Here is a 26,797-nt window from a genome sequence, read left to right on the forward strand (position 1 = left end):
ATTTACTTATTGAAAGGGCATATTATACTAAAAAAGTAGTGGAGGACTTAATGAAAGAGCATAACATTGAATTAACTTCAGCTGAATTTGGGCAATTATGGTGTACATATATGAATGATAGTGCATCCATACCTATATTAAAGTATTTTTTACAGGGTGTTGACGATCTAGAGATTAAACCCTTAATTGAACTGGCTTTAAAAATGGCACAAGAACATACAGAACAAATAGCAAATATCTTTATAAATGAATCCTATCCAATACCAATTGGTTTCTCTGATGAAGATGTTAATCTAGATGCACCTAAACTTTATTCTGATACTTTTATTCTATATTTTATAAGAAACCTTGGTAAAAGTGCACTCGCTGCTTATGGCATGGCATTCTCCCTAGTTCCGAGATCAGATATTGTAGAGTTATTTTCTACGTACATAGATGAAACGAAAAACTTGGAGAAAAGCACGAAAGAAGTCATGCTATCTAAGGGACTATTCATCCGTTCACCTTATATTGCTCAGCCAACTCGTCCAGATTTTATTGAAAAGCAAAGTTTTTTAAAAGGGTGGTTTGGTGAGAGAAGGACTCTCACAGCAGTAGAAATATCCCATCTTTATATGAATCATCAAAATAACACACTTGGTAAAGCTCTTGTATTAGGATTTGCACAAGTTGCACAATCAGAAGAATTAAGAGAATTCTTTGTAAGGGGTGTTGAATTATCCAAGAAAATCTTTGAGGATTTGCGAACGATTTTAGAAGAAAGTACCCTTCCTGCACCTATGACCTGGGATACAGAGGTAAAAGAAAGTACTATCGCACCTATTTCTGACAAGCTCATGTTGTTCCTGATCAATGCGTTAACAGCTATCTCAATTGGTAATATGGGAGGTTCATTAGCATTATGCTTAAGAAGAGATTTGACAGCTAAATATGCAAATCTTATAAAGGATGTAGGTTTATATGCTGAAGATGGGGCTAATATCATGATCAAAAATGGATGGTTTGAGCGTCCCCCACAAGCTATGGACCGAGAATTTCTTACAAAAGGGAAGTCAATTAAATAATAAAGGATCATTCTACTTAAAAAAAGGACCAAAATGTATGTAATAACATTTTGGTCCTTTTGATTTCACCACTATTTACTTCTTTCCCAATCCCCTTGATTTATTCGTACAATTCTCCATCGCTGTGAGAATAGCTCCACGGAAATGGTGTTTTTCTAATGTTGCTACCGCTTCAATGGTTACTCCGCCTGGTGTACAGACCTCATCCTTTAACTCACCTGGATGCTTCTCTGTATCTAATACCATCTTAGCAGCACCTAAAACAGCTTGAGCAGCTAGCTTATAGGCTGTCTTCCTTGGTACTCCTTGCATAACGCCACCATCTGCAAGTGCTTCAATAAACATGTAGACATAGGCAGGAGAGGAACCACTTATTGCTGGAATGGCATCCATTAATGCTTCATCCATAATCTCGCTTTTTCCAAAGCTATTGAATAGAGTCATCACCTGTTGTTTCTCTTCCTCTGTGATGAGATGATTAACAGAAAGAACACTCATCCCTTCACCTACAAGAGAAGGAGTGTTTGGCATTGATCGAACTACCTTCACTTCAGTATCAAATTGCTCTTCAATAAAGGAAATGTCAATTCCAGCAGCAATCGTTATGATAATGGTTTCTTTGTTCACATAATCCTTCACTTCTTGTAAAACATCTTTATATAGATGAGGCTTCACTGCTATAAAAAGAAAGTCAGAAGAGCTTGCCACTTCCTGATTTGAAAGTGTCACATTAATGTTGTATTTTTGTTCGACGGTTAGCAATGTTTCATCAGAGCGTGCACTTCCAATGATTTGCTCTGGTCTTACTAACGAGGATTGAAGCATACCTGTAATCATGGCCTGCCCCATCTTGCCACATCCTATAAATCCAATTCGTTTATCCATGATTTTTCTCAACCTCTTCCTTTTTTAGAACTACGTATTGTTAAACAAAAGCGTTGGTTTTTTGTTACAGTGCTATAAATCAACATACAATGCCTAAACCTAATACCTTTTAGCTAATTAATCCATTTTATCAAAATATTTAAAAAATAAATATATAAATTTCCATCTTTCTGTATGTAAGTAAGAATTTCTTATATTTCTAATTCACCTTTACAAACATGTTTCGTATTCCACTCATTGCATTATACAGTTGAGAGACGTGTTTTGCACCCAATGTGTTTGCCTGTCCCCCTTCAAAGCTTGAGTTAGTGAGAAGATGATATGTTGCTACTCACTTTTCTCATAAATTAAATACAACAGAGGACCTTCAACTCAGAAGGTCCTCTCATTTTAATGAATAATATTTTTACCGTAAAAAATCTCTTCCATCTCTGTTTTAAGTTTCTTCGTAATTTCTTGCTCTTCATCCTTTGTTAACGAATCCTTACGATGACCAAATAGATAGTTATCTAGGTCAAATTGACGAAGCCTACATTTTGTATGGAAGATATTTTCTTGATACACATTCACATCAATCATGTGATACATCTCTTGTACTTCATCAGGAATATAATTTTGAATGGAATTTATATCATGATCAATGAATAGCTTATGTCCGTTTACATCCCTCGTAAATCCTCTAACACGATAGTCAATGACCATCACATCTGTTTCAAAGGAATGTATTAAGTAATTTAATGCTTTAAGCGGTGAAATTTCCCCACACGTTGAAACATCTATATCAGCACGGAAAGTACTAATACCATCTGCAGGGTGATATTCCGGATAGGTATGCACCGTAATATGACTTTTATCTAAGTTAGCGACAACTGCATTCCCAAGCGGACCAGGTGATTCTTCAAAAGCATCCTTTGGTGCTTCATCAACTGGGCCTTCTGATACTAGGATGGTAACGCTTGATCCTTGGGGAACATAATCCTGTTTTGCTACGTTTAAGATGTGAGCACCAATCATATCGGTAACAGTTGATAAAATATGAGTCAATCGGTCCGCGTTATATTGTTCATCTATATAGTTTATATAAGCTTCTCGTTCTTCTTTCGTTTTGGTATAGCAAATATCATACATATTAAAGCTTAAAGATTTTGTTAGGTTATTAAAGCCATGTAGCTCTATTCGTTGCTCTGGAGTAAGTGTCATTCTACGATCCCCTTTTTTAATTCATTATGATTATATTTTTGAGATGGAGACGTATTATATGCATCGTGGAAGTGGATAGGTGATATTTACCTATTTTTCCCCTCTCTTTACCTAATTCAAATATGTGTAGTTACACATGATATTATTCAAGGCTAATCATAATAAAATTGCCGAATAAAACGAAATTTACCAGCGATATTTACTTCCTATTAGCATCAAAATAAAACGAAAAAATAATTTCAACCTATAAGGGGGTTTTGCCAATGATAAGAAAAAAAATAACATTGTTACTTATTTCCATTCTTTTGATTGCGCTAGTTGCATGTAATAATATGAATCAAGATGCAGCTACCAATAGAGGTCAACAAGATGGACAAACTACACAACTAAATGCCCGAAATACTGCTGATAACTATGTTAATAATGTGAACCACAGATTTACGAATGAAGCCGATGACCGAAATTTCACGAATTATCAAGATGATGAAACTAATGCTAACAGAATAAACGATAGAGAAAACGTAGCGAATAATAACAGAATAGTTACTAGAGCTGACCTAGATGAGGATCAACCATTCATGACTAGAGATGCAGAACGTCGTGACGAAAATCGTTTCAATCAACAAGCAAACAATGAAGATTTTGATTTTGGGGAAAATGTAGATAATAATGTATTTATTGAACATGACCTTGAAAACCCTGGAAGTAACATTTCGGCAGATACGACAACGATTTCAAGTAATAAGTACCCTCACACGAAAGCGATACTTATTCAAGAAGCAAAGTATAAGCATGTTAAAACTGATGGTCAAAATGTGAACCTTCAAGGCTTAAAAGAACAGGGTCAAAATAAATTAAAAGATCTAGCTGCACAATATGGTGCTCGTCAACATCAACAAGGTACAAAGCAAGGTGCACAAGGACAAAAAGCTAATCAACAGCAAACAGCAAATCAAGGTCAAATGAATACGCAAATGCAAGCTCAGGAGCAAAATGCTACTCAACAGCAAACAGTGCAAAAGCAAGCTCAAGAACAAAATCAACAGCAGCAAGCTGCTCCAAAAGCTCAAGAAATGCCTAAAGGTCAAGCAGCTGCTCCTGCTCCAAAGCAAGATACAACAACTCAAAATCAAGCAGCTGCTCCTGCTCCTAAGCAAGACACTGCTCAAGCTAAACCTGAGCAAAAGGCCGCAGCAGGTAACACGGCAATGCATGAGTTTGAATCAAAGGTAATCGAATTAACAAATGCTGAAAGAAGAAAGAATGGTTTAAAAGATCTTGCTGGAGATAACGCGATCAGTAATGTAGCTAGAGAGAAATCTACAGATATGCAGAAAAACAACTACTTTTCACATACTAGCCCGACTTATGGATCACCTTTCGATATGATGAGGGACTTTGGAATTACCTATAATACGGCTGGGGAAAACATTGCTCAAGGCCAACGTACTCCTGAAGAAGTTGTCCAAGCGTGGATGAACAGTGAAGGTCACCGTAAGAATATCTTAAGCGATAAGTTTACTCATATTGGTGTTGGCTATGACCAAAATGGACATCACTGGACACAAATGTTTGTAGGAAGATAAAAAGAAAAAATCGGCTTAACGGCCGATTTTTATTTTCATTGTTGATTTAACCCTCTAATCTTTAAATAGTTCCATCTGTTTCTGAATATAATCAAGATCAACATGTTTTCTGACATGTTTAGAGAGTCGGTCATACTCAGTTTCTCTTAGAAGATTATATGAATTTCTTCCAAAAATCTCTGACAATCCTTTGTTCTTCCTAATCTTATTTAATAAATATTGTCTAAACAAATCGTTGTGAAAAATATCATGAAAGTACGTACCAAAGACTAGATCATCAATACTTTTACACCCGTCTGTATCTTCTTCTGTTTGAATCAAAGGATTCAAATATTCAGATTGGCTAACACCCATATGAATTTCGTAGCCAGTCACGTCAAAGCTTTTATCAAAGATCGTTAGTATTCCCGTTTTACGAATCGTCGTCTTTTCCTTTGTTATAATAGTCGAAATTGGTAACAGATTCATACCTTTTATTACTTTCGTTGTAGACTCTACTCCATAAGGATCGATTACCTCTTTTCCTAACATCTGATAGCCACCACAAACTCCAAAGACCATCGTTGACTTGTTATTTATAAGCTCGAGCAGTTTCTCTTTGAGTCCTGTTTGTTGTAAGTACTGTAAATCATCTATTGTGTTCTTACTTCCTGGTAATATAACGAGATCAGGATCTTTTAACTCATCGGCGGTAGTCACAAACCGAACATGACAATCTGGTTCCACCATGAATGGATCCACATCAGTAAAGTTGGAAATCATCGGATATCGAATGACGGCAATATCAATATCCTTAGAAGGATTCTGTTTGGTGTGATATTGATTTAACATAACAGAGTCTTCTGCATCAATTCGCAAATTCGGAATGAATGGAATAACCCCTAAGACAGGCTTTCCTGTATATTCTTCAAACCAGGTAAGACCAGGTTCTAACAATGATAGATCCCCTCGGAACTTATTGATAATCACACCGATCACTCTGTCCCGCTCGTCCTCCTTTAAGAGCTGTAAAGTACCAACTAAACTAGCAAATACTCCACCTTTGTCAATATCTCCCACTAAAATAACGGGGGCATTTGCTAGCTTTGCTACTCTCATATTAACTAGCTCATGGTCGTTTAAATTAATTTCAGCAGGACTTCCAGCTCCCTCGATGACAACCCTTTCATAGCTGTTCATTAGGTTGTCTAATGATTCCTTAATGATGGCTAATCCTGTCTCAAAATAGTCCTGTCGATATTCACCAGCCTTCATGTTTCTTAAAGGCTTTCCATGAACAACGATCTGTGATTCATAATCCTTTGTTGGCTTAATTAGTATGGGATTCATATCTGTGGTCGCCGCAACTCGAGCAGCCTCTGCTTGAACACCCTGAGCACGACCAATCTCTTTTCCATCAAGCGTAATATAGGAATTAAGTGACATATTTTGTGATTTAAACGGAGCAGTTGTAAATCCATCCTCCGAAAAAATTCTACATAATGCGGTTGCGACAATACTTTTTCCAGCATCTGAATGAGTACCCTGAATCATAATAGGGAGGGCCTTAGTCATTTGATCTCTCCTTACACTTCTCAATCCAATTTTCTACAAGTTCTGGACAGGATGCAAAATGAAAATGGGTATAGCCTGCAACTAGATTCAGATTCATATATCCTTCTTTATCTTCTTTAAAGAAACCCTTTGTTTGATAGGCATAAGGTATTTCTCCTGTAGGCTCAAAGGTTGAATAATGATACTCATGCCCCTTAGCTTTTACACCAGGAGGTAATAAATAATTACCAGCTTCACCTTGCACTTCACGGTAGCCAATAGCGGTTAACCCTTGTTGCATGGTGACTTTACCAGGAATCACCCCAACCATCTCATGATGCTTTTGTTCGGACGTAATAATTGATTCTGTTAAGAACATAAACCCACCACATTCGGCTAAAGTCGGTAGTCCATCAAGAATTGCGTTCTTAATGGATTCTCTCACCTCTCTATGATCTGACAAAATATCTGCAAACTCCTCAGGGAAGCCGCCACCTATATAAAGTCCATCTATGTCCTCTGGTAACAGCTCACCAGCTAATGGTGAGAAGTAGACTAGTTTGGCACCATTGGCTTGTAGCAGCTCAAAATTCTCCTGATAATAGAAGTTAAAGGCAGCATCCTTGGCAACTGCTATTCGTACTTGCTCCTTACTCTTTTGATGGAATGGAGATGAAGCAGTTTCTAGATTTAAAGGTTGATCTGAAGCTAAGCTAACTAGCAAGTCTAAATCCACCGTTTCCTCCACAGCTTCTGCTAAGGTAGTTAAAAACGGATCAAGCTCTCCTCGTTCTATGGAAGGCACTAAACCAAGATGACGTTCAGGCATATCAAGTAGTTGATCTCTAGATAGATAGCCAATCACTGAAATTCCACACTCTTGCTCAACTGCAGCTTTTACTAATTGAAAATGTCCTTCTCCCCCTACCTTGTTAGCAACTACACCTACAATTTTCGTGTTACTTTCAAAGCACTGAAATCCCTTCACCACTGCCGCTGCACTTCTTGCCATACTATAGCAATCCACAACAAGGATAATAGGAGTCTCTGTAATCATACTGATTTCAGCAGAGCTTCCCTTGTTAGAAGTTGGACTTTCTCCATCAAATAGGCCCATCATTCCTTCGATAATGGAAAGGTCAGCTTTAGCTTGTCCATGGACGAAAATGCTCTTGATCATCTCTTGATCAAGCATATAGCTATCTAGGTTTCTAGATGGCCGATTAGTTACCGCTGTATGATACGCAGGGTCAATATAATCCGGTCCACACTTGAAGCCTTGAACAGTTAAGCCTCGCTTATGTAAAGCTGCCATAATGCCTATCGTTAACGTGGTTTTCCCAACCCCACTAGCAGTACCAGCAATCATGATTCTTTTAGGCATGGTTTGAACACCTCGACTTTCAACTCTTATTATTCTTTATTATAAAGCTTATTGGTTTGTTAATTAAACGTTTGTTTAAAGTATTGTAGGACGGCACCATGACTAGCTTTTTAGCGTGAGTGCAACAAAAATAGGTCGAATTTTGACAAAAAGGTTACTATGTTGGTTCAGTAAGCTAGTATGATTACTCTTTTAGACTACATATCAGCGCTAGTTTAGTTATATCGGCGAATGCTTAGTTATATCGGCGATTTTAGAGTTAAATCAGCGATAGAGCCTAATATATCAGCGACTTTTCAATTTTATCGAGCAGGAGGCCAACGCACCTAGAACTGCTTCCAAATAAACACCCCCATGCAAAAAAGCTAGCCTACTGACACGGCTAGCTCTTTTCATTAAGTTAAGTTAAGTCTATGTGACTTAATCCGAACCCGGTCGGTGCATATATTTAAAATTTGACGCGTATCTGGCCCAATTTGACGCATAAATTTTTCAATTCGGCACATATCCTGGCCAATTCGGCGCATAAATCGTAAAATTTGACGCAAAAAACTAGCAAAAAGTCTAAGTAACAAACTTTTCACTAGTCTAGTTATCTATACCCGTTTAAACGGCCACCAGTTGGCTTTACCAAATGTTTTTACCATAACCGGAACAAACAATGGCAAGATAATTAATGCATATAGGATTAATCCGACCAACACAATGGATGCAATTTGGAGAAGTGATAACATTCCAGAAGGCATCATTGCTGCAAAAGTTCCACCTAAGATCACTGCTGCTGAGATAATAACAGTACCCATTTTCTTCATTGAGATATGCATCGCCTCTTCGACGGATAGATCTTTATATTCGTTAAAGCGATCCATCAAGAAGATACTATAGTCTACTCCAAGTGCGACCAGAATAACGAATCCAAAGAATGGAACAGTCCAGCTCATCCCTGTGTAGCCTAGAATATTCACAAAAATTGTCTCATTAATTGCCATAGATGTGTAATAAGTTAGGATGAGAGATCCAATTAGATAGATTGGCATAATCAATGATCTAAATAAGAATACTAGGATAATGAAAATTCCAATTAACATATACACGACAGTCTTCGAATAGTCAGCATTTGACATGGCTGCTAAATCAGCATTAGTGCTTGTTACGCCGCCAATTGCAACCTGAGCATTTTCGAGTTTAGTCTCTTTGGTTGCACGTTTGACCGCTTCCTCTAACTGTTGAATTTGAGCAATTGCCTCATTTGAATAAGGATTATCTTCAAATATAACGTCAATCGTCATTACTTTTCGGTTTGCTGACATATACACATCTAATGCCTGTTCAAAGTCTTCACTTTCCAACACTTCATCTGGTATATAGAACCCTACCATCTCGTCAGATTTCGAAAGCTCGGATAAGTAATCCTGAGCAGAGTTTAAACCCTCAAAGACTTCGTTTAACCCATCAGCACTTTGTGTAAGTCCACCAGTCAACTGACCGAGCTGTGAACCAATATCATTAAACCCACTTAGAAGCTGCTCTTGCCCGACATTTATACTAGTTAGGCCATTTGTTACACTTGGCAGCTTGGAAATGATGGTACCTTGCCCATCTGCCATTGCTACTAAGCCCGCTTGCTGCTTTTCAATTCCTATAACAAGCTGCTCCATGCCCGCAATTAGTGCTTCATAACCCGCTATCACGGTTGGAAAAGATTCATTAGCGGTTACTACACCGTCATTGATTTGACCAAGTCCAGCATTTAATTGATCCAAACCACCTGTAAGCTGAGTCATTTGACCTTGAACCTGAAGCACCGTTCCCTTGATCGCCTTATAGTGATCATCATTACTTATTCCAGGATAGCTTGGGTTATTTTCTAGATTCTCAAAGCTTTGTGTTAAAGAGGCAAGTGCTCCGGACAAGCCTTGTAGATTCTGACTTACCTCATTATAATTTCCTTCTAACTCTGTAAGAGAATTCCCCGCGAGCTGATAACCGCTTAAAAGCTCCTTACTACCTGCCACTAGTTTCTCTGCATTTACTTTTATCTCTTGAAGGCCATCAGCGAGCTGTTTAGAACCAGCTGCTCCCTGATCTAGGCCTCCTTCAATTTCCTTTAAGCCAGCCTGTAGCTGTAACAATCCTGACTTAATTTCATTAGTTCCGAAAATCAACTCATTTATTCCTTCTGTTGCTTGCATTAGCTCTGGTTCTGATTTAGAAAGCTCACTACCTGCTTCCTTTAAGCCATCACTTATTTGCTTAATTCCTTCGTTTCCTTCACCAATACCTTCTTGTAGAGTCTCTGCTTGTGAGGCTACAAATAACTCCTCAATCGGTTCGCCAGTTGGACGTGTAATTGAACGAACCGTACTTACTAAGTCAACACGATCGAGCTCTTGACTAACTTTTTCAGCAATACTAATATACTCTGCTGAATTCATCTCTTCATCATTTTTAATGACAATCTGAGTTGGCATTGACTCTCCTGGCCCAAAGCCTTCTGCAATATAGTTAAATGCTTTAATGGAAGGTACATCATCACCAATCTCTTCAAGTGAATTAAAGGAAACTTCACCATCATAAGCAAGTAAGAAGGGCACCGAGATCCCTGCTACAATCAATAATGAATATAGGGGTCTTCTTAACGAGAATCGACCGACAACGTCCCAAAGTGCACTATCTTTATGTTCTAGTGTACCTTTAGATGGCCAAAACAGCCTCTTACCTAGTACGGCCATGAAAAACGGTACAACTGTAAACAGGGCAAGTAATAAGATCGCTACTCCTACTGCAACCGCTGCAGCTGACTGATATAGCTTGAAAGTAGAAAATCCAATCGCCGCAAACCCAATCATTACTGCTAATCCACTAAAGAAAACGGTTCTTCCTGCATGACGGTATGTTTCAACAATCGCCTCTGTTACGCTTTCACGCTGAGTCATTTCTTCTTTAAAGCGACTTAATAGGAGAATACAATAGTCTGTTCCAATCCCAAATAAAATCGCTACTAAGAAAATCTGAGTGAACGTTGATAACGGGAAATTCATCGTATCTACTAATATAGCAACAATAGATTGTGATGCTAAATAAGTAATCCCTACAGTAACTAATGGTATAATAGGAGCTACCACCGAGCGGAATACTAAAAGTAAGACAACTAGAATAAACACAACTGTAATTCCTTCTGTCTTCTTTAATCCTTCCTGTGAACTTGTGATTAAATCTAGGTCAATCATCCAGCTACTTGTGTAATAATGATCAACAGTAGTATCTTCAATTACTTTATAAAGAGCATCAGATACATCCTTTGGCTCTCTTCCATCCCAAGTAATCGTCATCGAGGTAAGGATTGTCTGACCATCCTCTGATACAAGTTGTTCTGCTAAGGTCTCTTCTTTAAAGTGTGAGATTATGCTTGTGATACCGAGCTCTACCTTGTTCTCATCAAGCTTATTAACAGCAGCCTCAACCTCTGCCAATTCTTCAGTAGTTAATTCACCTTCACCTTGAAACACAAGTGCTACCTGAGACGTATCTCCTCCGTCCTCAGTACTTTGAACTTCCTCTAAAATCTGGTTTGCTAGAGTAGAAGAATATCCATCGGGAATGGACATCTGCCCCTTTTCACGAACAAGGTCTGCCATATTGGGCGCAATCAAAAATAGCCCAACAATTAAAGCTACCCAAACTCCCATTACGAACCATTTTCCTTTTATAATTGCTCTCACACTGATTCCCCCTGCTTTAGGTCTTTAAGGTCTACAAGAACCTGGTTTAATTTTTCATATGTTTTCATAAAACGATCTATTTCCTCATTGTCAAACTTCGTTATGATTTCCCCAACTAAACTATGAATTTTTTGTTGTGCTTTTTCATACACTTCCATGCCTTTAGGAGTTAGAGATAAGTAGATGACACGACGATCGCCTTCATCACGTTTTCGGTCAATTAGTCCTCTTTCCACTAAACGATTAATGGCTCCAGTAATCGCACTTTTCTTTACATCAAACACTTCTGCTAGTTCTGTTGATGTACAAACTCCGACACTGTTTATATACCTTAAGGTATAGTGCTGTTCTGTTGTAATATCATCACCAATTTCTTTTCTTATCAGATTTTCAGCCTTTTTCGTGACTGAAAAGGAGTAATCTATATACTTATTGATTAACTCTTGAATATTACTTTTCTCCATCATTTTCCACCTTTGTCTTAATTAGTTCACACCATTAACTATTAACAGTGTTAACTATAATACGCCGAATTGTTAGCTGTCAATTATATTTACCTCTACAACCGAAGCATAATTTTTTATAAATATTTTAAAATATGAGAAAATAAATTGAATATAAAATTGACTGAGGTGATTGATATGGTTAAGAGCTTACAAGATACAACCACATTACATAACGGAGTAAACATGCCTTGGTTTGGGCTAGGCGTTTTCAAGGTACAGGATGGACAAGAAGCGATTGATTCAGTTAAGGCTGCGATCAACAATGGATACAGAAGTATTGATACTGCGGCAATATATCGTAACGAGGAAGGTGTTGGACAAGCACTTAAGGAAGTAGACGTTCCCCGTGAAGATTTATTCATAACTACAAAAGTTTGGAATTCAGATCAAGGTTATGCGACGACTTTAGAAGCATTCGAAAGTAGCATGCAAAAGCTAGGCTTAGACTACCTTGATCTTTATTTAGTTCACTGGCCTGTAAAAGGAAAATATAACGACACATGGAAAGCATTAGAGAAGCTTTACAAAGATGGACGTGTTCGTGCCATTGGTGTTAGTAACTTTCATGTTCACCATCTTGAAGACTTACTAGCACATGCTGAAATTAAACCGATGGTCAATCAAATTGAATATCATCCACACTTAAATCAACAAGAGGTTCATGACTTCTGTAAGAAGGAAGGCATACAGCTCGAGGCCTGGTCTCCTTTAAAACAGGGCGTCCTGTTAACAGAGCCTACCATCGTAAGTATTGCTGAGAAACATAATAAATCTGCTGCACAAGTTATTTTACGTTGGGATCTTCAAAATGGAGTAGTCACGATTCCAAAATCTATTAAAGAACATCGTATTATTGAAAATGCAGATATCTTTGACTTTGAGTTATCTGCAGAAGAGATGGAAACAATCAATGGATTAAATAAAAATGAAAGAATCGGGGCAGATCCTGATAATTTTGATTTCTAAATGAAAAAAGATCGCCAAATGGCGATCTTTTTTCATAGCTCTTCAACTTACATTTTCTTCAGTTTAATAGAAGAAACAGTATGGTTTGCACCCTTCTTCAATATAATATCCGCACGGTTAATAGTGGGCTTGATGTTTTGTTCTAAATTTCTTTGGTTTATATTACTCCAGATTCCTGCCGCAATTTCCTCTGCTTCTTCTTCTGTAAGATTTGCATACTTATTAAAATAAGAAACAGGATTTCTGAAGGCAGTTTTACGTAAGAGCTTAAATCGTTCTACATACCATCTTGAAATATCAGTTACTTCCGCATCCACATAAATCGATAGATCAAAGAAATCAGATACATACACACTCGGAAGGTTCTCGTCCTCATTACGTGGTGTTTGTAGGACATTAATTCCCTCTACTATCACAATATCTGGCTGATTAATTTCAATATAATGATTCGGAATAATATCATAGTAAAGATGTGAATATATAGGAGCTGTCACATTAGCTTCCCCAGATTTTATTCTAGATAAGAAGTTGATTAGTTCTTTAATATTATAGCTCTCAGGAAATCCTTTTCGACCGAGAAGACCACGTTCCTCTAAAACAGCATTTGGATGTAAAAAGCCGTCTGTAGTAACAAGGTCCACTTTAGGATGGTTAGGCCAGCGAGATAACAGTGCTTGAATGATTCGTGCCGTTGTACTTTTTCCAACAGCCACACTTCCAGCGATCCCAATAATATAAGGTACCTTCCTCGTTTTTTCACCGAAGAACGTATCCGTCACATTATGAAGTTGCTGAGAGGCAATAATATATAGATTGAGTAATCTCGTCAGGGGTAAATATACCTCTGATACCTCCTCAATAGATAATTTCTCATTTAAGCCTCGTAGTTCCTCAATTTCCTTTTCGGTTAATGTTAAAGGTGTATTGAAGCGCAAGTTGGCCCACTTTTCTCTATCAAATAAAATATAAGGTGAATAATTAGAATCTGACACGTTTATTCCTCAATTCAAGTACGACATCTTATGTATTATCTACATTTTATCAATGGTTACGAAATAAATCACCCTTTTTTATGAAAGCGGTTTATAACGACAGGAAGGAAAGGAACTCATAAAACATTTTTTCATAATAATAAACAGGTTATAAGTGGTTGTTTAATAATCACAAACTGAACGCAAAAAGTCCTTCATCACAGTGATGAAGGACTACATATTAACTAGATAGTGGTAACCATTTTCCTTGAGACTTAATTAATTATTTTAATGGTATTGTGATTTCTGAGCCAACTTGTAAGAAATAAGGATCAACATTAGGATTCGCTGTTATGATTTCATCTACTGAAACACCATCATAAACACTAGCAATTTCATAGAATGTATTACCAGGCTGAACTGTATGGTAGACTACATCATGCCCCGTAGTTGAATTACTTTCATGTACAACAATAACTTCTGAACCTATTGCTAATGTTAACGGGTCAATTCCCTCATTAAGATCATATAAACGGTCTAATGTTACACCATCATAAACTTGGGCAATTTCTGATAAAGTGTTTCCTGGTTGTACGACATGTGTCACAACTCGATTATCAGAAGACTCACCTTTACTAATAACTACCTCAGTGCCTACCGGAATCGCAGTCGGATCTAACTCACTATTCCATTCTTTTAATTCATCAACAGTAACATCATGCTCCTGTGCTATTCCCCAAAATGTATCATTGGGTTGTACGGTTACTGTTGATGCATTCGCCGCTAATCCAAAACCTCCTAAGATTAACCCTAATACAAAAGTCGGTACTAAAATCTTCGAAATTTTTCTCATCTTTTAATCTCCTCCTTTTAAAGTAACGTACAATATATTCCTACCCGTCCTACTAGAGTCTAAACAATAAATTACTAGATTTGATTTAAGTACTAGATTTTATTGCCACTTTAGAGATATTTATCTACCATAAATTCAGTCACAGGTTATGGCAGAACAACTATAGACGAATCTATTAAATTTAATCCCAATATTATAATCCCATATACCCATCAGGAGTATATCTAAATTTAAATATATAGATTATTATAGTAATATATGTAAGTTATTTACTTTATGAAAACGTTTAACACCGGAGGCATTCAAAATGATTCCAACTACTAAAACACTCTTTCCTGAATATTTCACTTCAAAATATGAACTTGAATTAATCTGGAATAATACAAATGATGCCATTTTTCTTATTGCTCCAAATGGTGCAATATTAAAAGCAAACCCGTCATTTGAAAGTTTACTAGGATATTCAGGACAGGAGTTATTTAATGCTCCTATTCCTCCTTTTATTCCTGATCATTTAATTAAACAACAGAAGCCCTTTTTAGATAAGATGCGCAAAGGAGAAAGACTTCATTATTTTGAAACCCAAAGAGTAACAAAGGATGGTAGATTAATTGAAATCGTTTCTTCCTACTGTCCAGTTTTAGATGAAAATAACGATTTATTATTAATTGTTGGCATGTATAAAGACGTGACAAAGCAAGTAGAAGCCCAAAGGTTATTAGCCGAAAATGAAAAGAAATATAGATTTATAGCGGAGAATACTTCAGATCTCATTCAGGTATTAGATGAGTATGGAGTCATCTCGTATATTTCTCCTTCGGTCCAGTCACTTCTTAATTTTGCACCATCAAATTATATAAACAAATATATAGCAGAATGTTTGTTCAGAGATGATGTGCCTCAATTTATTGAACACCTTCATCAGCTACAAACTACTGAAGTACCATTCAAAACAGAAGTCCGGTATTTAAAGGAAAACGGTGATTATGTTTGGATGGAAGTAAAAGCTTCATATGTGCTAGATAACCAAGAGCGGAAAACGATGGTTGTGTCTAGAGACATCAGTGATCGAAAAAAATACGAGGAAGAATTAAAATACCTTGCCTTTCATGATACGTTAACTGGTTTGCCAAATCGCTATCAATTTACTGAACTGCTGAAAGAAGAAATGACTCTTTCAAAAAGCAGTAACCAAGCTATGGCATTAATGTATGTAGATATTGATAATTTCAAGCAGATTAACGATTCTCTAGGCCACTCTGCAGGCGATCACGTTTTAAAGGAATTTTCTATAAAATTGAAAAAATCAGTCCGTGAATCCGATAAAGTTTGCCGCATAAGTGGTGATGAATTTATTGTTATTCTAGCAGCACCTAGCTCAACTGAAGCGGCAATCATGATAACAGAAAAAATTCAAAAAGAGCTTTCTTCCCCGGTTCATATCGGAGAAGATCATGTATATGTTCATTCCTCTATAGGCATTGCTCTATATAATGGAGAGGAACTTTCATCAGAAAACTTAATTAAAAGAGCGGATTTTGCCCTTTATCAAACAAAGGAAAACCAAAAAGGCTCTTATACAATTTGGGAAAATCCAAGGGTTTAAACGAATTCAATACAATACAAAAACACTATGAATTTCTTAATTAGAAATCATAGCGTTTTTGTCATTCTATTAAAATTTTGTACTACTGCTTTTACAAACCAATAATTACTGTCCTACTGCTGGTTTGTTTTCTTCTTCTACTTTTTTCTCTTTTGATAGGAACCAGCCTGCTACCGCGATAAGGACAAGGACTACATAGAACGTAATTTTCCATTCAGGTGTTTTCGCGAATCCAACCGGTAAAATCGCTAAATCTGGGTGAGATAATGTGAATACAGCTAACTTTACTCCAACCCATCCTACAATAACGAATGCAGCGATTTCTAAACCTGGTCTCTTATGAAGTAAGGTTACAAAGTAGTTTGCGGCAAATCGCATGATGATTAATCCCATTAATCCACCGGCAAAAATGACGAGGAATTTACCTCCATCTAATCCACCTATTTTCGGAAGGTTTGTATTGGGTAAAGTAACAGCTAATGCTACTGCTGCTAGGATTGAATCTACTGCAAAAGCAATATCAGCTAGCTCAACTTTGAAAACAGTCATCCAGAATCCAGACTTTTTCTTTTCCTCTTTTACTAGTCCAGATTTTTCTTCTGCCTTTTTGATTATAATCTTTCGGAATATATGATTTAATGCGATAAATAATAGATAAAGTGCTCCTAATGCTTGAACCTGCCATACATCAACAAGGAATGAGATCGCAAATAATGAAGCGAAACGAAATACAAAGGCACCAGCAAGTCCATAGAATAATGCTCTTTTTCTTTGCTCCTCTGGAAGATGCTTAACCATGATCGCTAGAACGAGTGCGTTATCAGCTGCTAATAATCCTTCAATTGCTATTAACAGTAATAATACCCATCCATATTCAAATAAAATTGATAATTCCACTAAAAAAATCCCCCTTTATATAAATAACTAACTCAAAATTGTCTTATCTTATAATCTCTTAAACAATCTTAATAATATCCTGATCCCTGCTCTCTACTCCTTTATTAAATGTTAGTTTTGTATGAAAACGATATGATATCTCATCAGATGAAACTGGGACATCCACCGGTAATTTAAAAGTAAACGATAATTCATTTTCTTCCGTTGAGTTAATTAGCTTTTTGGTGAGAATGGTTGTCGAATCGATTACCTGTTCAGTTTCTTTAGTCTTGTCAATCAAGACTAAATCACTATCAATACGGTTAATCTGTTGTTCCACTGTCCCACCTACAATTTTAAAATATCCAACAATGTTATCTCCTGGACGATAAGTCTCCTTTGGTAAGATTAGGTCTATCCTTGCAGAGCCTACCCCTAATAGAGACATGTATTTCCTTAGTATCAACCTTCCCACCTCCAAAGAAATTATTTGAAGCTAATAATTTTTTCGTCTACACGTCTTTCAATTTTTTCAATCAGGACTTTATCTTTTAAAAGCTCTTCTTTGTTCTTTTTTAAAAGCTCATTGATATTTATTTTTGGTTTTCTCATCTTTTTATCTTCTCTCCTTGTTATATTAAATTGTTATTACTTTACTTAATTTGCCGTTCCATTTCACTACCTTTTTGTCAAAAAAAGCCCTCGTTTATCAAAACAGCTTATGAAACAGTTATCATTTATCCCACAAAAAAAACCTTCACCAAAGTTTGGTAAAGGTTTAATAAACATAAATATAGACCTTTACCTATATGTGGTAAGGTCTTGCTAACAACATTAAGTTGCTAATAAAGCCGAGAGCTTTTGCTCCGAAATGACGACTTTACTATAAAAGCTACTCCCCTTAGGAGATGATATATTCGGCTGTTAAAGTAATCATAATTTATTACTATCAATCTGTCAATTGTAATTTTAATCCTTTTTAAAAATAGGCTTGTCTCCTTTGTTGTTGGGGAAAATGCTCGTTCCATTGCACTTTAAGCACTACTGATATATTTCACATGACAACAAATTACGTAAGACCTACTGTTTACCTTTAATGGGTACTATCCTAGTGGTAAACTTATTATTACATTAAGACTTCATGAAAGAGGATGAATGATGGAAAAATCTATAATCATTGGGCTTGATATTGGGACAACTAGTGTGAAGGCAGTTGCTTTTTCTAGGGGCGGGCGCGTAATCGGAGAACAGGAAATTGCTTATCCATTATCAACCCCCTTCCCTGGCTGGGCTGAGCAAGATCCACTAGAAATTGAAGCAGCTACCATTACTGTTATCCGGAACTTAATACAGCTTCCTACTATCGATGAGAAGAACATCCTTGCCATCGGACTTTCCACTGCTATGCATTCACTCATCTGTATGGCAGAAAACGGAGAACCACTGTCACCCTCTATTACTTGGGCAGATGGTCGTGCGTCATTACAAGCTAATCGATTAAGAGTAGAACATAACCATATTTACGATTTAACAGGCACACCTATTCATCCGATGTCACCTCTTGTTAAACTGATCTGGATGAAAGAAAATAACTATCTTCCCTATCAACAGGCAAGCTACTTTGTTTCAATTAAAGAATTTATCTTATATCGATGGTTTGGGTGTCAAAGTGTAGACTATGCTGTTGCATCAGCAACGGGATTGTTAGATTTACATCATTTAAAGTGGAATAAAGAAGCGTTAGAGTTGGCAGGTGTTTCTGAGGCTCAGTTATTTAAACCCGTTTCACCAACTGAAGTACTAGTTGACCTAGACAAAACAATCGCTGATCAAATTGGTTTGCCTGTCCATATACCTTTTGTCATAGGTTCAAGTGATGGTCCGTTAGCTAACATCGGATTAGGAGCCATTAATCCTGGTGAAGTTGCCATCACCATCGGCACTAGTGGAGCAATTAGACAAATTGTAACAGAACCAAAATCGGATTCCCTTCAACAAACATTCTGCTATGGAATTACAGAGTCTCTATCTCTCATTGGTGGACCAACCAATAATGGAGGAATTGTTCTGCAATGGTTAAAGGAGACGCTTGATATAAAAGAAACATATGAGGAACTGATTTCTGTAGCGGAAAAGGCAGAGCCTGGTGCAGAGGGATTATTGTTTTTACCCTATTTAAATGGGGAAAGAGCGCCAATCTGGAATGCGAATGTACGAGCAAGTCTATTTGGACTTTCGTTACGTCATAAAAAAGAACACATCGTACGCGCAGGCTTAGAAGGAGTCATTTACAGTGTGTTTCATGTGGGTCAAGCTTTAGAGAGGTTAGCAGGAAAACCCACAACACTTCTAGCTAGTGGTGGATTTGGAAGGTCTCCGTTATGGCTTCAAATAACAGCAGACGTGTTTAACCAAGAGGTTCAAGTGCCAATCAGTCATCAAAGCTCTGCATGGGGAGCAGCTTGGATGGCATTGTTTGCAATTGGAGAGGTAACAGACCTGGCCTCCATTAAACAAGCTATTCCTATGCAGGAGAACTATATGCCAAATCCAGATCATCACAAAATCTATATGGATTTATTTAAATTATATCAAGAGCTATCTCATACGACCCATTCAATTTATATGAAGTAAATAATAGAAAAAGGAAATCAACATAGATTGGTTCCCTTTTTCTATTAAGATTCCATTAATTTACCATTAAAAAACCGGCTTACAGCATACCGTTGACTTTGCCATACTTTCATTTAATCTTTTAATCGATTTGATTACAATTTCTTTTTCGAACTCATTTAAATCATTAAAAACCTCTTCAAGATATACATTCATTTCCGTACTTATACTAGTAGCCACGAATTTTCCTTCTGTTGTGAGTGATAAGATATAGGCACGTTTATCCTCGTGATGCTGCGTCTTATTTACTAGCCCCATTCTAATTAATGCTTGAATTTGTCTACTAAACGTGGACATATCAATTCCTAATGATTCCGCAATCTGATTCATAGAAGGTTGATCATTTTGATCAATCTCATAAATAATATGACTGTGAACCGTTGAAATTTCTACGTCACCGACTGTACAACAGTTTTTATTTAAAAGACCAAATCGCCTTGTTAACACATGAAAAATTGATCTATAATTTTCCATTGAATTCTCTCCTCATGTTATTGTTATTAGACTTCCTCAAAGTTAACATAAACTACTTGAAAAATTCAAGTAATCGAGTTAGTGGTCTTTCCTTGGCAATAAAAAAGCACCTGGATTTCTCCAAGCACTTTACGGTGATCTATTTATTTACTATTTTAGTTAAAATACTACTCTTTTTTAACAGGCATTTGGTCTTCGCTCCAAATGGTCGTAGTATTCCTTCCATTTTCCTTCGATTGATAAAGGGCACGATCTGCAAATATAAACAACTCATCAAATGAAGCTGAGTGTAATGGGAACTCAGAGATCCCAATGGAGATGGTAATATAATCACCTGTAACACTTACTCTATTCTCAAACAGTACTCGAATTTTTTCTGCTATACGATGTGCTTCGATTGAGTTGATATCAGGGAGTAATAGTACAAATTCTTCCCCTCCATAGCGGAAAAACAGGTCTGTCTTTCTAATCGTAGATTGAACCACTTCGGAAAACTCTTTTAATACTTCGTCCCCTACTTTATGTCCGTACGTATCATTCACTAACTTAAAATGATCGATATCTAAAACGATGAGTGAAAATAATTTCTTTTCTAAAATCCAACTCTCCATCACTTGGTTAAATTTACGTTGATTCGGTAAATTGGTAAGAGAATCCGTCATAGCTACTTCAGTTAGTTTGTGATTATTTTCTTGAACAGACTCTATCGCAATCAACACACTCTTTGTTAGGATATCCGCTTCCCTATTCCAGTGTGAAAGTGTTTCTGGAATTTCTACTACTTTACCTGCCGCCAATTGATTAACAAGTTCTGATAAATGATTAAACGGTCTAGCGAGCTTTCTTGCAAGTAGTATAGACAACATTAATAAAATCAGAAAAGGTGGCATTACATATAGAATTAATGTTTGAATATGATCATCCAAGAGTACCTCTATATAAGAGACCGGTGTTTGCTGGACAACTCCCCAACCAGTTTCTGGAACATAACTATATGCTGCAAGCATAGCAGTACCTTTTGTATTTGTAACCCGTTGTGTCCCGCTCTCACCTAATAAAAGTTTTTGAACCATTGGATTCGCTGAAACATCCTCCCCTACACGATCTATGTCAGGATGAAAAAGCAATTTCCCTTCTGGTCCTACTACATAATAATAAGATCCATTATCATCTATTAAATCATTTCCGAGTATCTCATTAAGCACATTCTTCTCTTGTAAATATATAGTACCTCCAACCATTCCCCGGTATTTAGCCTGATCATCATAGATGGGTTCACTCATTAATACAATTAATCGCCCGGATGGTGCAATATAAGGAGTGGTTAAGTTGGGTTTCTTCAAATCAAGTACATCTTTCGTTACTCCATTTATGACTTCACCTCTCAACCCCACACTAATTGGTGCTATACTACGAATTAATCCAGTCTCATCCACCCATGATAGTGAATTAAAATATCTACTATTACCCCTTAAAAGCTCTAAATGTTCTTGAATCTCTTCATCACTCATTCCCTCATTACTTGCTAGGAAATTCGATGTTTGTTGTAAACTCATTCTCATAGATTTAAATAATGAATCTACCGACTTACTTAATTTTTCTGACTTGGACTCATTAAGGGTTAAATATGTATTGACCAAAGACCTCTTCTCCGATTGATGGGTTACAAATAATAGGGTAATAAATGTTAGAATCACTGAGACTGACACAAGGCTAGTTATTAAAGTTGTAAGTTTAAATTTTCGATTATATCGCATAGTATTAATGATCATCCTACTCTAGAAGTCTAATTTATGTGTGAAATAAATCGTGTACAGTCCAAAAATGCTCAGAATTAATCTAATCTGAGCATCAATCTATTAACAATACTAAAAAGCACTCTTTTCTACTTTATAGTTTGAATGATTTACTTCTTATGTTCAACTATTATTTTGATGAGAAGATTGGTAATTTTTATAATCTACAAATTTCCTTAGGACAGCCTTCACAATGACATATACTTTTTAAATATTCTAAGTCATAGATCACAAGGTAGCCGTTTTCTATATCAATGATTTCATCCTTTCGAAGCTGGGAAATCATTCGGTTTACTGTTTCTCTTGTAGCACCAATTAAACAACCGATATCTGTATTTGTAAACTTTTCTGTGATTCTAATATGTCCTGCATCTTCTTTCCCAAATGTATTCGACATTCTAATCAGAGTTGAAGCTAGGGCACCATTTTTACCAAAAAACAATATATCACGAAGTTTTACGTGAATCAGTCTCTGCATGAAGCCCATCCATCTCGTAAACTCAACTGGAAAATTACCATCTCTCCATAGAAGTACCTCTAGATCACTCTGCTGAATCACACCTATTTCACAATCATTTACAGCAACAGCACTAAACGTACAGGTGCTTTTGATATAGGTATCAAACTCCCCAAACATATCACCCTGGCCAAAATAATAGAAAGACAAATCCTTACCATCATCAGTCATTTTAGTTAGTTTAACGATCCCTTTTTTGACATAATAAAGTTTGTCAGAAGCATCTCCTTCCCAAAAGAGATTAGATCCAGTTGATACTTTATAGTCATACATGATGTCTTTAATTCTATTAAAATTTTCTTCAGAAAATATTTGCGTATTTTGAATATGATCAGGATTGTTTGTTAGATTCATACTGTTCATTTTTTATCACCTTTTCCTAAGGTTTTCTTACTCTCATTATATGGATAAAACATAATCCTAATAATCAGGGAATCCCCCCAAAACCATCGATATTTATCCTTATTTTTATAACAAATAAGCATAGTGTGACGAATCTAACAGTCAGGGTGTTTTATTCGTCTTATAGTGGAGACATAGAGAGGCGATCAAAAATGGAAATGATAAAGGTAGTTCAAGGAGGTGGGCATATGTTAACAGGAGTCATTTTAGCTGGTGGAAAGAAAGATGAGATCAATGGAACATTAAAGTCATTTTTACCTTTTAAAAAGGAGAGAGTAATTGATTATCAGATAAACGAAATGAAAAATATTTGTTCTGAAATCATGATCATTACCTCATCCCCTATGCCATTTTTATCATCCGTTCCGACTGATATCAGGATTTTAACTGATTATCATAAGGGAAAAGGTATACTAGGTGGAATGTTTTCAGCACTTTCTTTATCAAAGAATCCCTACCATTGGGTTGTAGGATGTGGGATGCCGTTTATTTCAAGCAAGGCTGCCATGTATATGTTTTCTAAGTTAGAGAAATCAGATTCTGTAGCTGTTATGTTAAAAAATCACGTAGGTGAGGAGCCGCTTCACGGGATATATAATGAGACACTATTGTCTCAGCTTCAGCAATTTGATTGGTCCCACGACAATGTCTTAGACTTTCTGAGTCCGCTTCCATACCTTGGGGTTACAGAGGATGAATTTATAGGTATAGGTATAACTCCTTCGTTCGCACATTCTATTAAAAGTGAACAGGAGATCTCGGAACTAGCGGAAAGTAATCTAACTTAAAAAAGATGGGCTATTCTCTTATTAGAGAACAGCCCAACCTATTATGTATAGTGATCTAATTATGATTTATTTGTATGTTTAACGTAATCAATGTTCCTTTCTTCGGTTCAGTTTCGATCTTTAATTTTGCACCTATTGATTTGGAACGTTCTTCCATGCTGAATAGTCCAATCCCTCTTCTTTGGTTAAGGTCAAACCCTTTTCCTTCATCCTGTACAGTCATTTTCACTACATCTCCATCCTCGATGATGGAAACATATGCCTCTTTGACATCAGCATATTTACGTATATTTGTTAATGATTCCTGGATAATTCGATAGATGGTTGTTTCTACCTCATAGCTCAGTCTTTGCTTTAATGTGCAGTCAAATGCAACGGAAATTCCAAAATGGCTTGAAAACCGATTAATAAACGACCGTGTCGCCGGGACAAGTCCTAAATCATCAAGGACAGAAGGTCTCAGTTCCCATGATAAATTCCTGATTTCTTCTATTAACTGTGTAGTCTCATCGTGCATTTGATCTAAGAGAGGATGTTCTAATTCATTTTTTAATCGACTGATACTTATCAGTAGACTATATAGGTCTTGTCCCACCCCATCATGAAGTTCCCTCGATAACCTTTTTCTTTCTTCCTCTTGTAAACCGATCATTTTGGTCATCATGTTTTTAAGCTCTTCTTCTACTCTTTTTCTTTCAGTTACCTCATAACGGATGGACAGAAATTGATATGGTTTACCTTCTCCATCTAAAAAAGGAACAATAGTGGTATCTACCCAATAAAACAAACCGTTCTTGGCTTTGTTTTTAATTTCACCCTTCCATACATGCCCACTTAATATCGTATCCCATAAACGTTTAAAGAACTCTTTTGAATGGTAACCAGAATTAATCAATCTATGTGTTTTTCCTAGCAGCTCAGAGCGTTGATACTTTGAGACCTCACAAAACTTGTCATTAACATATGTAATCACACCTTTTGCATCTGTGATAGCTACGATGGCAGATACATCCAGTGCAAATTTCAAATCGGATAATTCATCGATTGATTCGGACTTTAACTCCTTACTTCCTACTTCCTGATTCATTTCCGAAGAGCGAGGATTATGTAGGTCAAACCTTTTTTCCATGCTGTTCGCCTCCATGCTCAGAATGATTAATCACAATCAATTCCAGCTTCTTAATATAATCTACTATCGCTTCTTGATTCAATTTTGACAGATCATAGGGCTTCCTAAATCCTAACAGGAGCACACCCCAGACATCTTGTTTTAAAAAAATCGGAAAGGCTATAGCACGTTCAAGCTTTTCAGCAAGGACGATTGGAAAGTCAATTGCCTCGTCAATAGATGAGTCGTAAACAACCCGACTACCCGTTTGATATACCTTTCCAGCCATCCCTTTTCCAAAGCGAATCGTCATTCTTTTCCATTTGCTACTACGATTGCCCGCTACATATTTCCAACGAAATTCCTTGTTAGTCCCTTCATAGCAAGCAATGCCAGTAAAATCAACATGTAAAGCTTGATATATTTCCTGGCACGCATTCGTTAGCTGTTTGTTTACATAGGATTCAGTCATTTTCCATCACTCTATTCTGTCAATCTTTAAGAAGACACCCTCTAGCTTATAATCCATAGCTTAACAGACCCTTTTTCACAGCATATTCAACTAATTCCGGCCTAGTTTTAAGCTTAAGCTTTTCCATCACATTTGCTTTATGAGTTTCTACAGTCTTGACACTAATAATTAACTGCTCCGCAATTTCTTTATTCGAAAATCCTTTTGCAATAAGAGTTAACACTTCTTTTTCTCGTTCTGATAAAAGAGAATAGGTGTCAGTGTTAACGCCACTTCTTAAATTATCCACATACTCCTCCATCAGCTTTTTAGTTGCAGAGGGATATAAATAAGCAGAACCTTCGTACACTACTTTAATGGCTTTTAACAGTTCATCATGTGGAGCACTTTTTAAAATACAGCCAGACGCCCCTGTTTTAATGGCTCTAAATAAATACTCCTCATCATCATGCATTGTTAAGATTAATATATTGATTCTTGGAAGCATTTGTTTAATTTCAGCTGTTGCTAATAAACCATCCTTACCATGAGGCATGCTAAGGTCCATTAATATAACATCAGGATTTAGTTCCTCTGCCTTTTGGATGGCTTCATTTCCTTCAGTTGCTTCACCAACAACCTCCATATCCTCTACCGAATTTAATAACATTTTCAAGCCTGTTCTTACAACTGCATGGTCATCCACTAATAGAATTTTGATCAAGCTCATTCACCTCCACTGGATATGGAACATCAATGGTTAACACCGTTTCCATTTCGCTTACTTTCCTTATTTCTAAATCTCCATGTATCAGTAATGTCTTAGCTTTTACTTTTTTCATCTCTACATCCAAATCAATACTTGACTCTTTTAACCCTTTTATATGAAAAGAAATTCTAACACTGCTTTCATCCCAATCAAAAATGATCGTAATTTCTTCTGTTTCTGAACACTTACCTATTATCTTCAGCGTTTCTTGACAGCTTCTAAATAATAACTTCTCACTGAAACCCGAAAATCTAACCTCTGTGCCTATTGAATGAAGTAGGACCTCCGTACCAAACGTTTTAATATAAATAGTAACATAAGCCTTAAGTGCAGAAAACACACCGTAATCATCCATGGATGGTGGATGTAAATCCGTAGCAAGCCACCTTAGGTCGGCAATAGATCGTTCAACCAAATGTGTCAGTTGATTCACTTGTTGACCAATTTCTTGATCTTTATTTTTCATTTCGATAATCTGTAAGCCAGTATAAACACTATATAGAGTCTGGGCAATTCCTTCATGTAACTCACTTGAAATTCGTTTATTTTCTCTCTCAAATGAGTGAATCACTTCTGATAAAGTTTTTGAACTTAGTGGCATGAGCCATCTCTCCTAAAAAATATTTAAATCTCAACCTTAACTTTATCGTAAGTTCCATTTTTACGT

24 protein-coding genes are annotated in these 26,797 nt (G+C 36.6%); 6 read left to right on the forward strand and 18 right to left on the reverse strand.

From position 1 onward, the window contains the following. The first annotated feature begins 50 nt into the window (after positions 1 to 50). Positions 51 to 1,064 (forward strand): DUF3231 family protein, encoded by a 1,014-nt coding sequence (locus G4D63_RS18785; protein ID WP_163181566.1) that lies wholly within the window; start codon positions 51 to 53, stop codon positions 1,062 to 1,064. 75 nt (positions 1,065 to 1,139) lie between these two features. Here G4D63_RS18785 and proC read toward each other — a convergent pair whose 3' ends face one another. Then, complete coding sequence (gene proC, locus G4D63_RS18790; protein ID WP_163181568.1) at positions 1,140 to 1,949, reverse strand: pyrroline-5-carboxylate reductase; 810 nt, start codon at positions 1,947 to 1,949, stop codon at positions 1,140 to 1,142. Between the two features lie 390 nt (positions 1,950 to 2,339). Further along, positions 2,340 to 3,149: an adenosylmethionine decarboxylase gene (gene speD / locus G4D63_RS18795; protein ID WP_163181570.1), complete on the reverse strand. Its 810-nt coding sequence runs from the start codon at positions 3,147 to 3,149 to the stop codon at positions 2,340 to 2,342. A 263-nt stretch (positions 3,150 to 3,412) separates the two neighbouring features. Here speD and G4D63_RS22495 point away from each other — a divergent pair, with 263 nt between their 5' ends. Beyond that, positions 3,413 to 4,735 (forward strand): CAP domain-containing protein, encoded by a 1,323-nt coding sequence (locus tag G4D63_RS22495; protein WP_420837832.1) that lies wholly within the window; start codon positions 3,413 to 3,415, stop codon positions 4,733 to 4,735. A gap of 54 nt (positions 4,736 to 4,789) precedes the next feature. Here G4D63_RS22495 and G4D63_RS18805 read toward each other — a convergent pair whose 3' ends face one another. The 4 genes from G4D63_RS18805 to G4D63_RS18820 form a co-directional block, all read right to left on the reverse strand. Beyond that, positions 4,790 to 6,289 (reverse strand): cobyric acid synthase, encoded by a 1,500-nt coding sequence (locus G4D63_RS18805; RefSeq protein ID WP_163181572.1) that lies wholly within the window; start codon positions 6,287 to 6,289, stop codon positions 4,790 to 4,792. After that, positions 6,282 to 7,652, reverse strand: coding sequence for a cobyrinic acid a,c-diamide synthase CobB (locus G4D63_RS18810; protein ID WP_163181574.1), 1,371 nt, complete (start codon positions 7,650 to 7,652; stop codon positions 6,282 to 6,284). The genes G4D63_RS18805 and G4D63_RS18810 overlap by 8 nt, the downstream gene beginning before the upstream one ends. A 596-nt stretch (positions 7,653 to 8,248) precedes the next feature. Then, the gene (locus G4D63_RS18815) at positions 8,249 to 11,374 is read right to left on the reverse strand and encodes an MMPL family transporter (protein ID WP_163181576.1); all 3,126 of its coding nucleotides are present in this window, start codon (positions 11,372 to 11,374) and stop codon (positions 8,249 to 8,251) included. After that, a complete protein-coding gene (locus G4D63_RS18820) occupies positions 11,371 to 11,838 on the reverse strand; it encodes a MarR family winged helix-turn-helix transcriptional regulator (RefSeq protein ID WP_163181578.1) in 468 nt (155 codons plus the stop codon). Before G4D63_RS18820 ends, G4D63_RS18815 begins: the two co-directional genes overlap by 4 nt. Positions 11,839 to 12,015: 177 nt before the next feature. Between G4D63_RS18820 and G4D63_RS18825 the strand changes: the two genes are divergently transcribed. Next, positions 12,016 to 12,846, forward strand: coding sequence for an aldo/keto reductase (locus G4D63_RS18825; protein WP_163181697.1), 831 nt, complete (start codon positions 12,016 to 12,018; stop codon positions 12,844 to 12,846). Between the two features lie 47 nt (positions 12,847 to 12,893). Here G4D63_RS18825 and coaA read toward each other — a convergent pair whose 3' ends face one another. Further along, on the reverse strand, positions 12,894 to 13,838 hold the full coding sequence (gene coaA, locus G4D63_RS18830; RefSeq protein WP_338023886.1) for a type I pantothenate kinase: 945 nt from the start codon (positions 13,836 to 13,838) through the stop codon (positions 12,894 to 12,896). A 262-nt stretch (positions 13,839 to 14,100) separates the two neighbouring features. Then, complete coding sequence (locus G4D63_RS18835) at positions 14,101 to 14,670, reverse strand: LysM peptidoglycan-binding domain-containing protein (RefSeq protein WP_163181580.1); 570 nt, start codon at positions 14,668 to 14,670, stop codon at positions 14,101 to 14,103. 307 nt (positions 14,671 to 14,977) lie between these two features. Here G4D63_RS18835 and G4D63_RS18840 point away from each other — a divergent pair, with 307 nt between their 5' ends. Beyond that, the gene (locus G4D63_RS18840) at positions 14,978 to 16,276 is read left to right on the forward strand and encodes a diguanylate cyclase domain-containing protein (RefSeq protein WP_163181582.1); all 1,299 of its coding nucleotides are present in this window, start codon (positions 14,978 to 14,980) and stop codon (positions 16,274 to 16,276) included. Between the two features lie 105 nt (positions 16,277 to 16,381). Here the strand turns inward: G4D63_RS18840 and G4D63_RS18845 are convergent, their stop codons facing one another. From G4D63_RS18845 to G4D63_RS18855, 3 genes are read right to left on the reverse strand one after another with little or no spacing between them, the layout of a single operon-like run. After that, the gene (locus tag G4D63_RS18845; protein WP_163181584.1) at positions 16,382 to 17,173 is read right to left on the reverse strand and encodes a TerC family protein; all 792 of its coding nucleotides are present in this window, start codon (positions 17,171 to 17,173) and stop codon (positions 16,382 to 16,384) included. 58 nt (positions 17,174 to 17,231) lie between these two features. Further along, positions 17,232 to 17,627, reverse strand: a complete 396-nt coding sequence (locus tag G4D63_RS18850; RefSeq protein WP_338023887.1) for a sporulation protein — start codon at positions 17,625 to 17,627, stop codon at positions 17,232 to 17,234. An 11-nt stretch (positions 17,628 to 17,638) separates the two neighbouring features. Further along, positions 17,639 to 17,764, reverse strand: a complete 126-nt coding sequence (locus G4D63_RS18855; protein ID WP_163181587.1) for an FbpB family small basic protein — start codon at positions 17,762 to 17,764, stop codon at positions 17,639 to 17,641. A 546-nt stretch (positions 17,765 to 18,310) separates the two neighbouring features. On the opposite strand from G4D63_RS18855, the gene G4D63_RS18860 reads away from it, so the two are divergent. Further along, positions 18,311 to 19,786 (forward strand): gluconokinase, encoded by a 1,476-nt coding sequence (locus G4D63_RS18860; protein ID WP_163181589.1) that lies wholly within the window; start codon positions 18,311 to 18,313, stop codon positions 19,784 to 19,786. A 66-nt stretch (positions 19,787 to 19,852) separates the two neighbouring features. Here the strand turns inward: G4D63_RS18860 and G4D63_RS18865 are convergent, their stop codons facing one another. The 3 genes from G4D63_RS18865 to G4D63_RS18875 form a co-directional block, all read right to left on the reverse strand. Beyond that, complete coding sequence (locus G4D63_RS18865) at positions 19,853 to 20,299, reverse strand: MarR family winged helix-turn-helix transcriptional regulator (RefSeq protein ID WP_163181591.1); 447 nt, start codon at positions 20,297 to 20,299, stop codon at positions 19,853 to 19,855. A 167-nt stretch (positions 20,300 to 20,466) separates the two neighbouring features. Next, positions 20,467 to 21,939, reverse strand: coding sequence for a sensor domain-containing diguanylate cyclase (locus tag G4D63_RS18870; protein WP_163181593.1), 1,473 nt, complete (start codon positions 21,937 to 21,939; stop codon positions 20,467 to 20,469). Between the two features lie 313 nt (positions 21,940 to 22,252). Further along, on the reverse strand, positions 22,253 to 22,975 hold the full coding sequence (locus G4D63_RS18875; protein ID WP_239585852.1) for a Crp/Fnr family transcriptional regulator: 723 nt from the start codon (positions 22,973 to 22,975) through the stop codon (positions 22,253 to 22,255). Between the two features lie 227 nt (positions 22,976 to 23,202). Here G4D63_RS18875 and mobA point away from each other — a divergent pair, with 227 nt between their 5' ends. Then, on the forward strand, positions 23,203 to 23,802 hold the full coding sequence (gene mobA, locus G4D63_RS18880; protein ID WP_163181595.1) for a molybdenum cofactor guanylyltransferase: 600 nt from the start codon (positions 23,203 to 23,205) through the stop codon (positions 23,800 to 23,802). Positions 23,803 to 23,857: 55 nt separating this feature from the next. On the opposite strand, the gene G4D63_RS18885 is transcribed toward mobA, so the two are convergent. From G4D63_RS18885 to G4D63_RS18900, 4 genes are read right to left on the reverse strand one after another with little or no spacing between them, the layout of a single operon-like run. Beyond that, positions 23,858 to 24,931, reverse strand: a complete 1,074-nt coding sequence (locus tag G4D63_RS18885) for a PAS domain-containing sensor histidine kinase (RefSeq protein ID WP_239585853.1) — start codon at positions 24,929 to 24,931, stop codon at positions 23,858 to 23,860. Then, on the reverse strand, positions 24,915 to 25,382 hold the full coding sequence (locus G4D63_RS18890; protein ID WP_163181598.1) for a GAF domain-containing protein: 468 nt from the start codon (positions 25,380 to 25,382) through the stop codon (positions 24,915 to 24,917). Before G4D63_RS18890 ends, G4D63_RS18885 begins: the two co-directional genes overlap by 17 nt. 46 nt (positions 25,383 to 25,428) lie before the next feature. After that, positions 25,429 to 26,085 carry a response regulator gene (locus G4D63_RS18895; RefSeq protein ID WP_163181600.1) on the reverse strand — a complete coding sequence of 219 codons (657 nt, stop codon included), beginning with the start codon at positions 26,083 to 26,085 and terminating at the stop codon, positions 25,429 to 25,431. Then, positions 26,060 to 26,731, reverse strand: a complete 672-nt coding sequence (locus G4D63_RS18900) for a sensor histidine kinase (protein WP_163181602.1) — start codon at positions 26,729 to 26,731, stop codon at positions 26,060 to 26,062. Before G4D63_RS18900 ends, G4D63_RS18895 begins: the two co-directional genes overlap by 26 nt. Positions 26,732 to 26,797 lie beyond the last annotated feature (66 nt).

The organism is Bacillus mesophilus, from assembly GCF_011008845.1.
In the GTDB taxonomy this organism is placed as follows: Bacteria; Bacillota; Bacilli; order Bacillales; family SA4; genus Bacillus_BS; species Bacillus_BS mesophilus.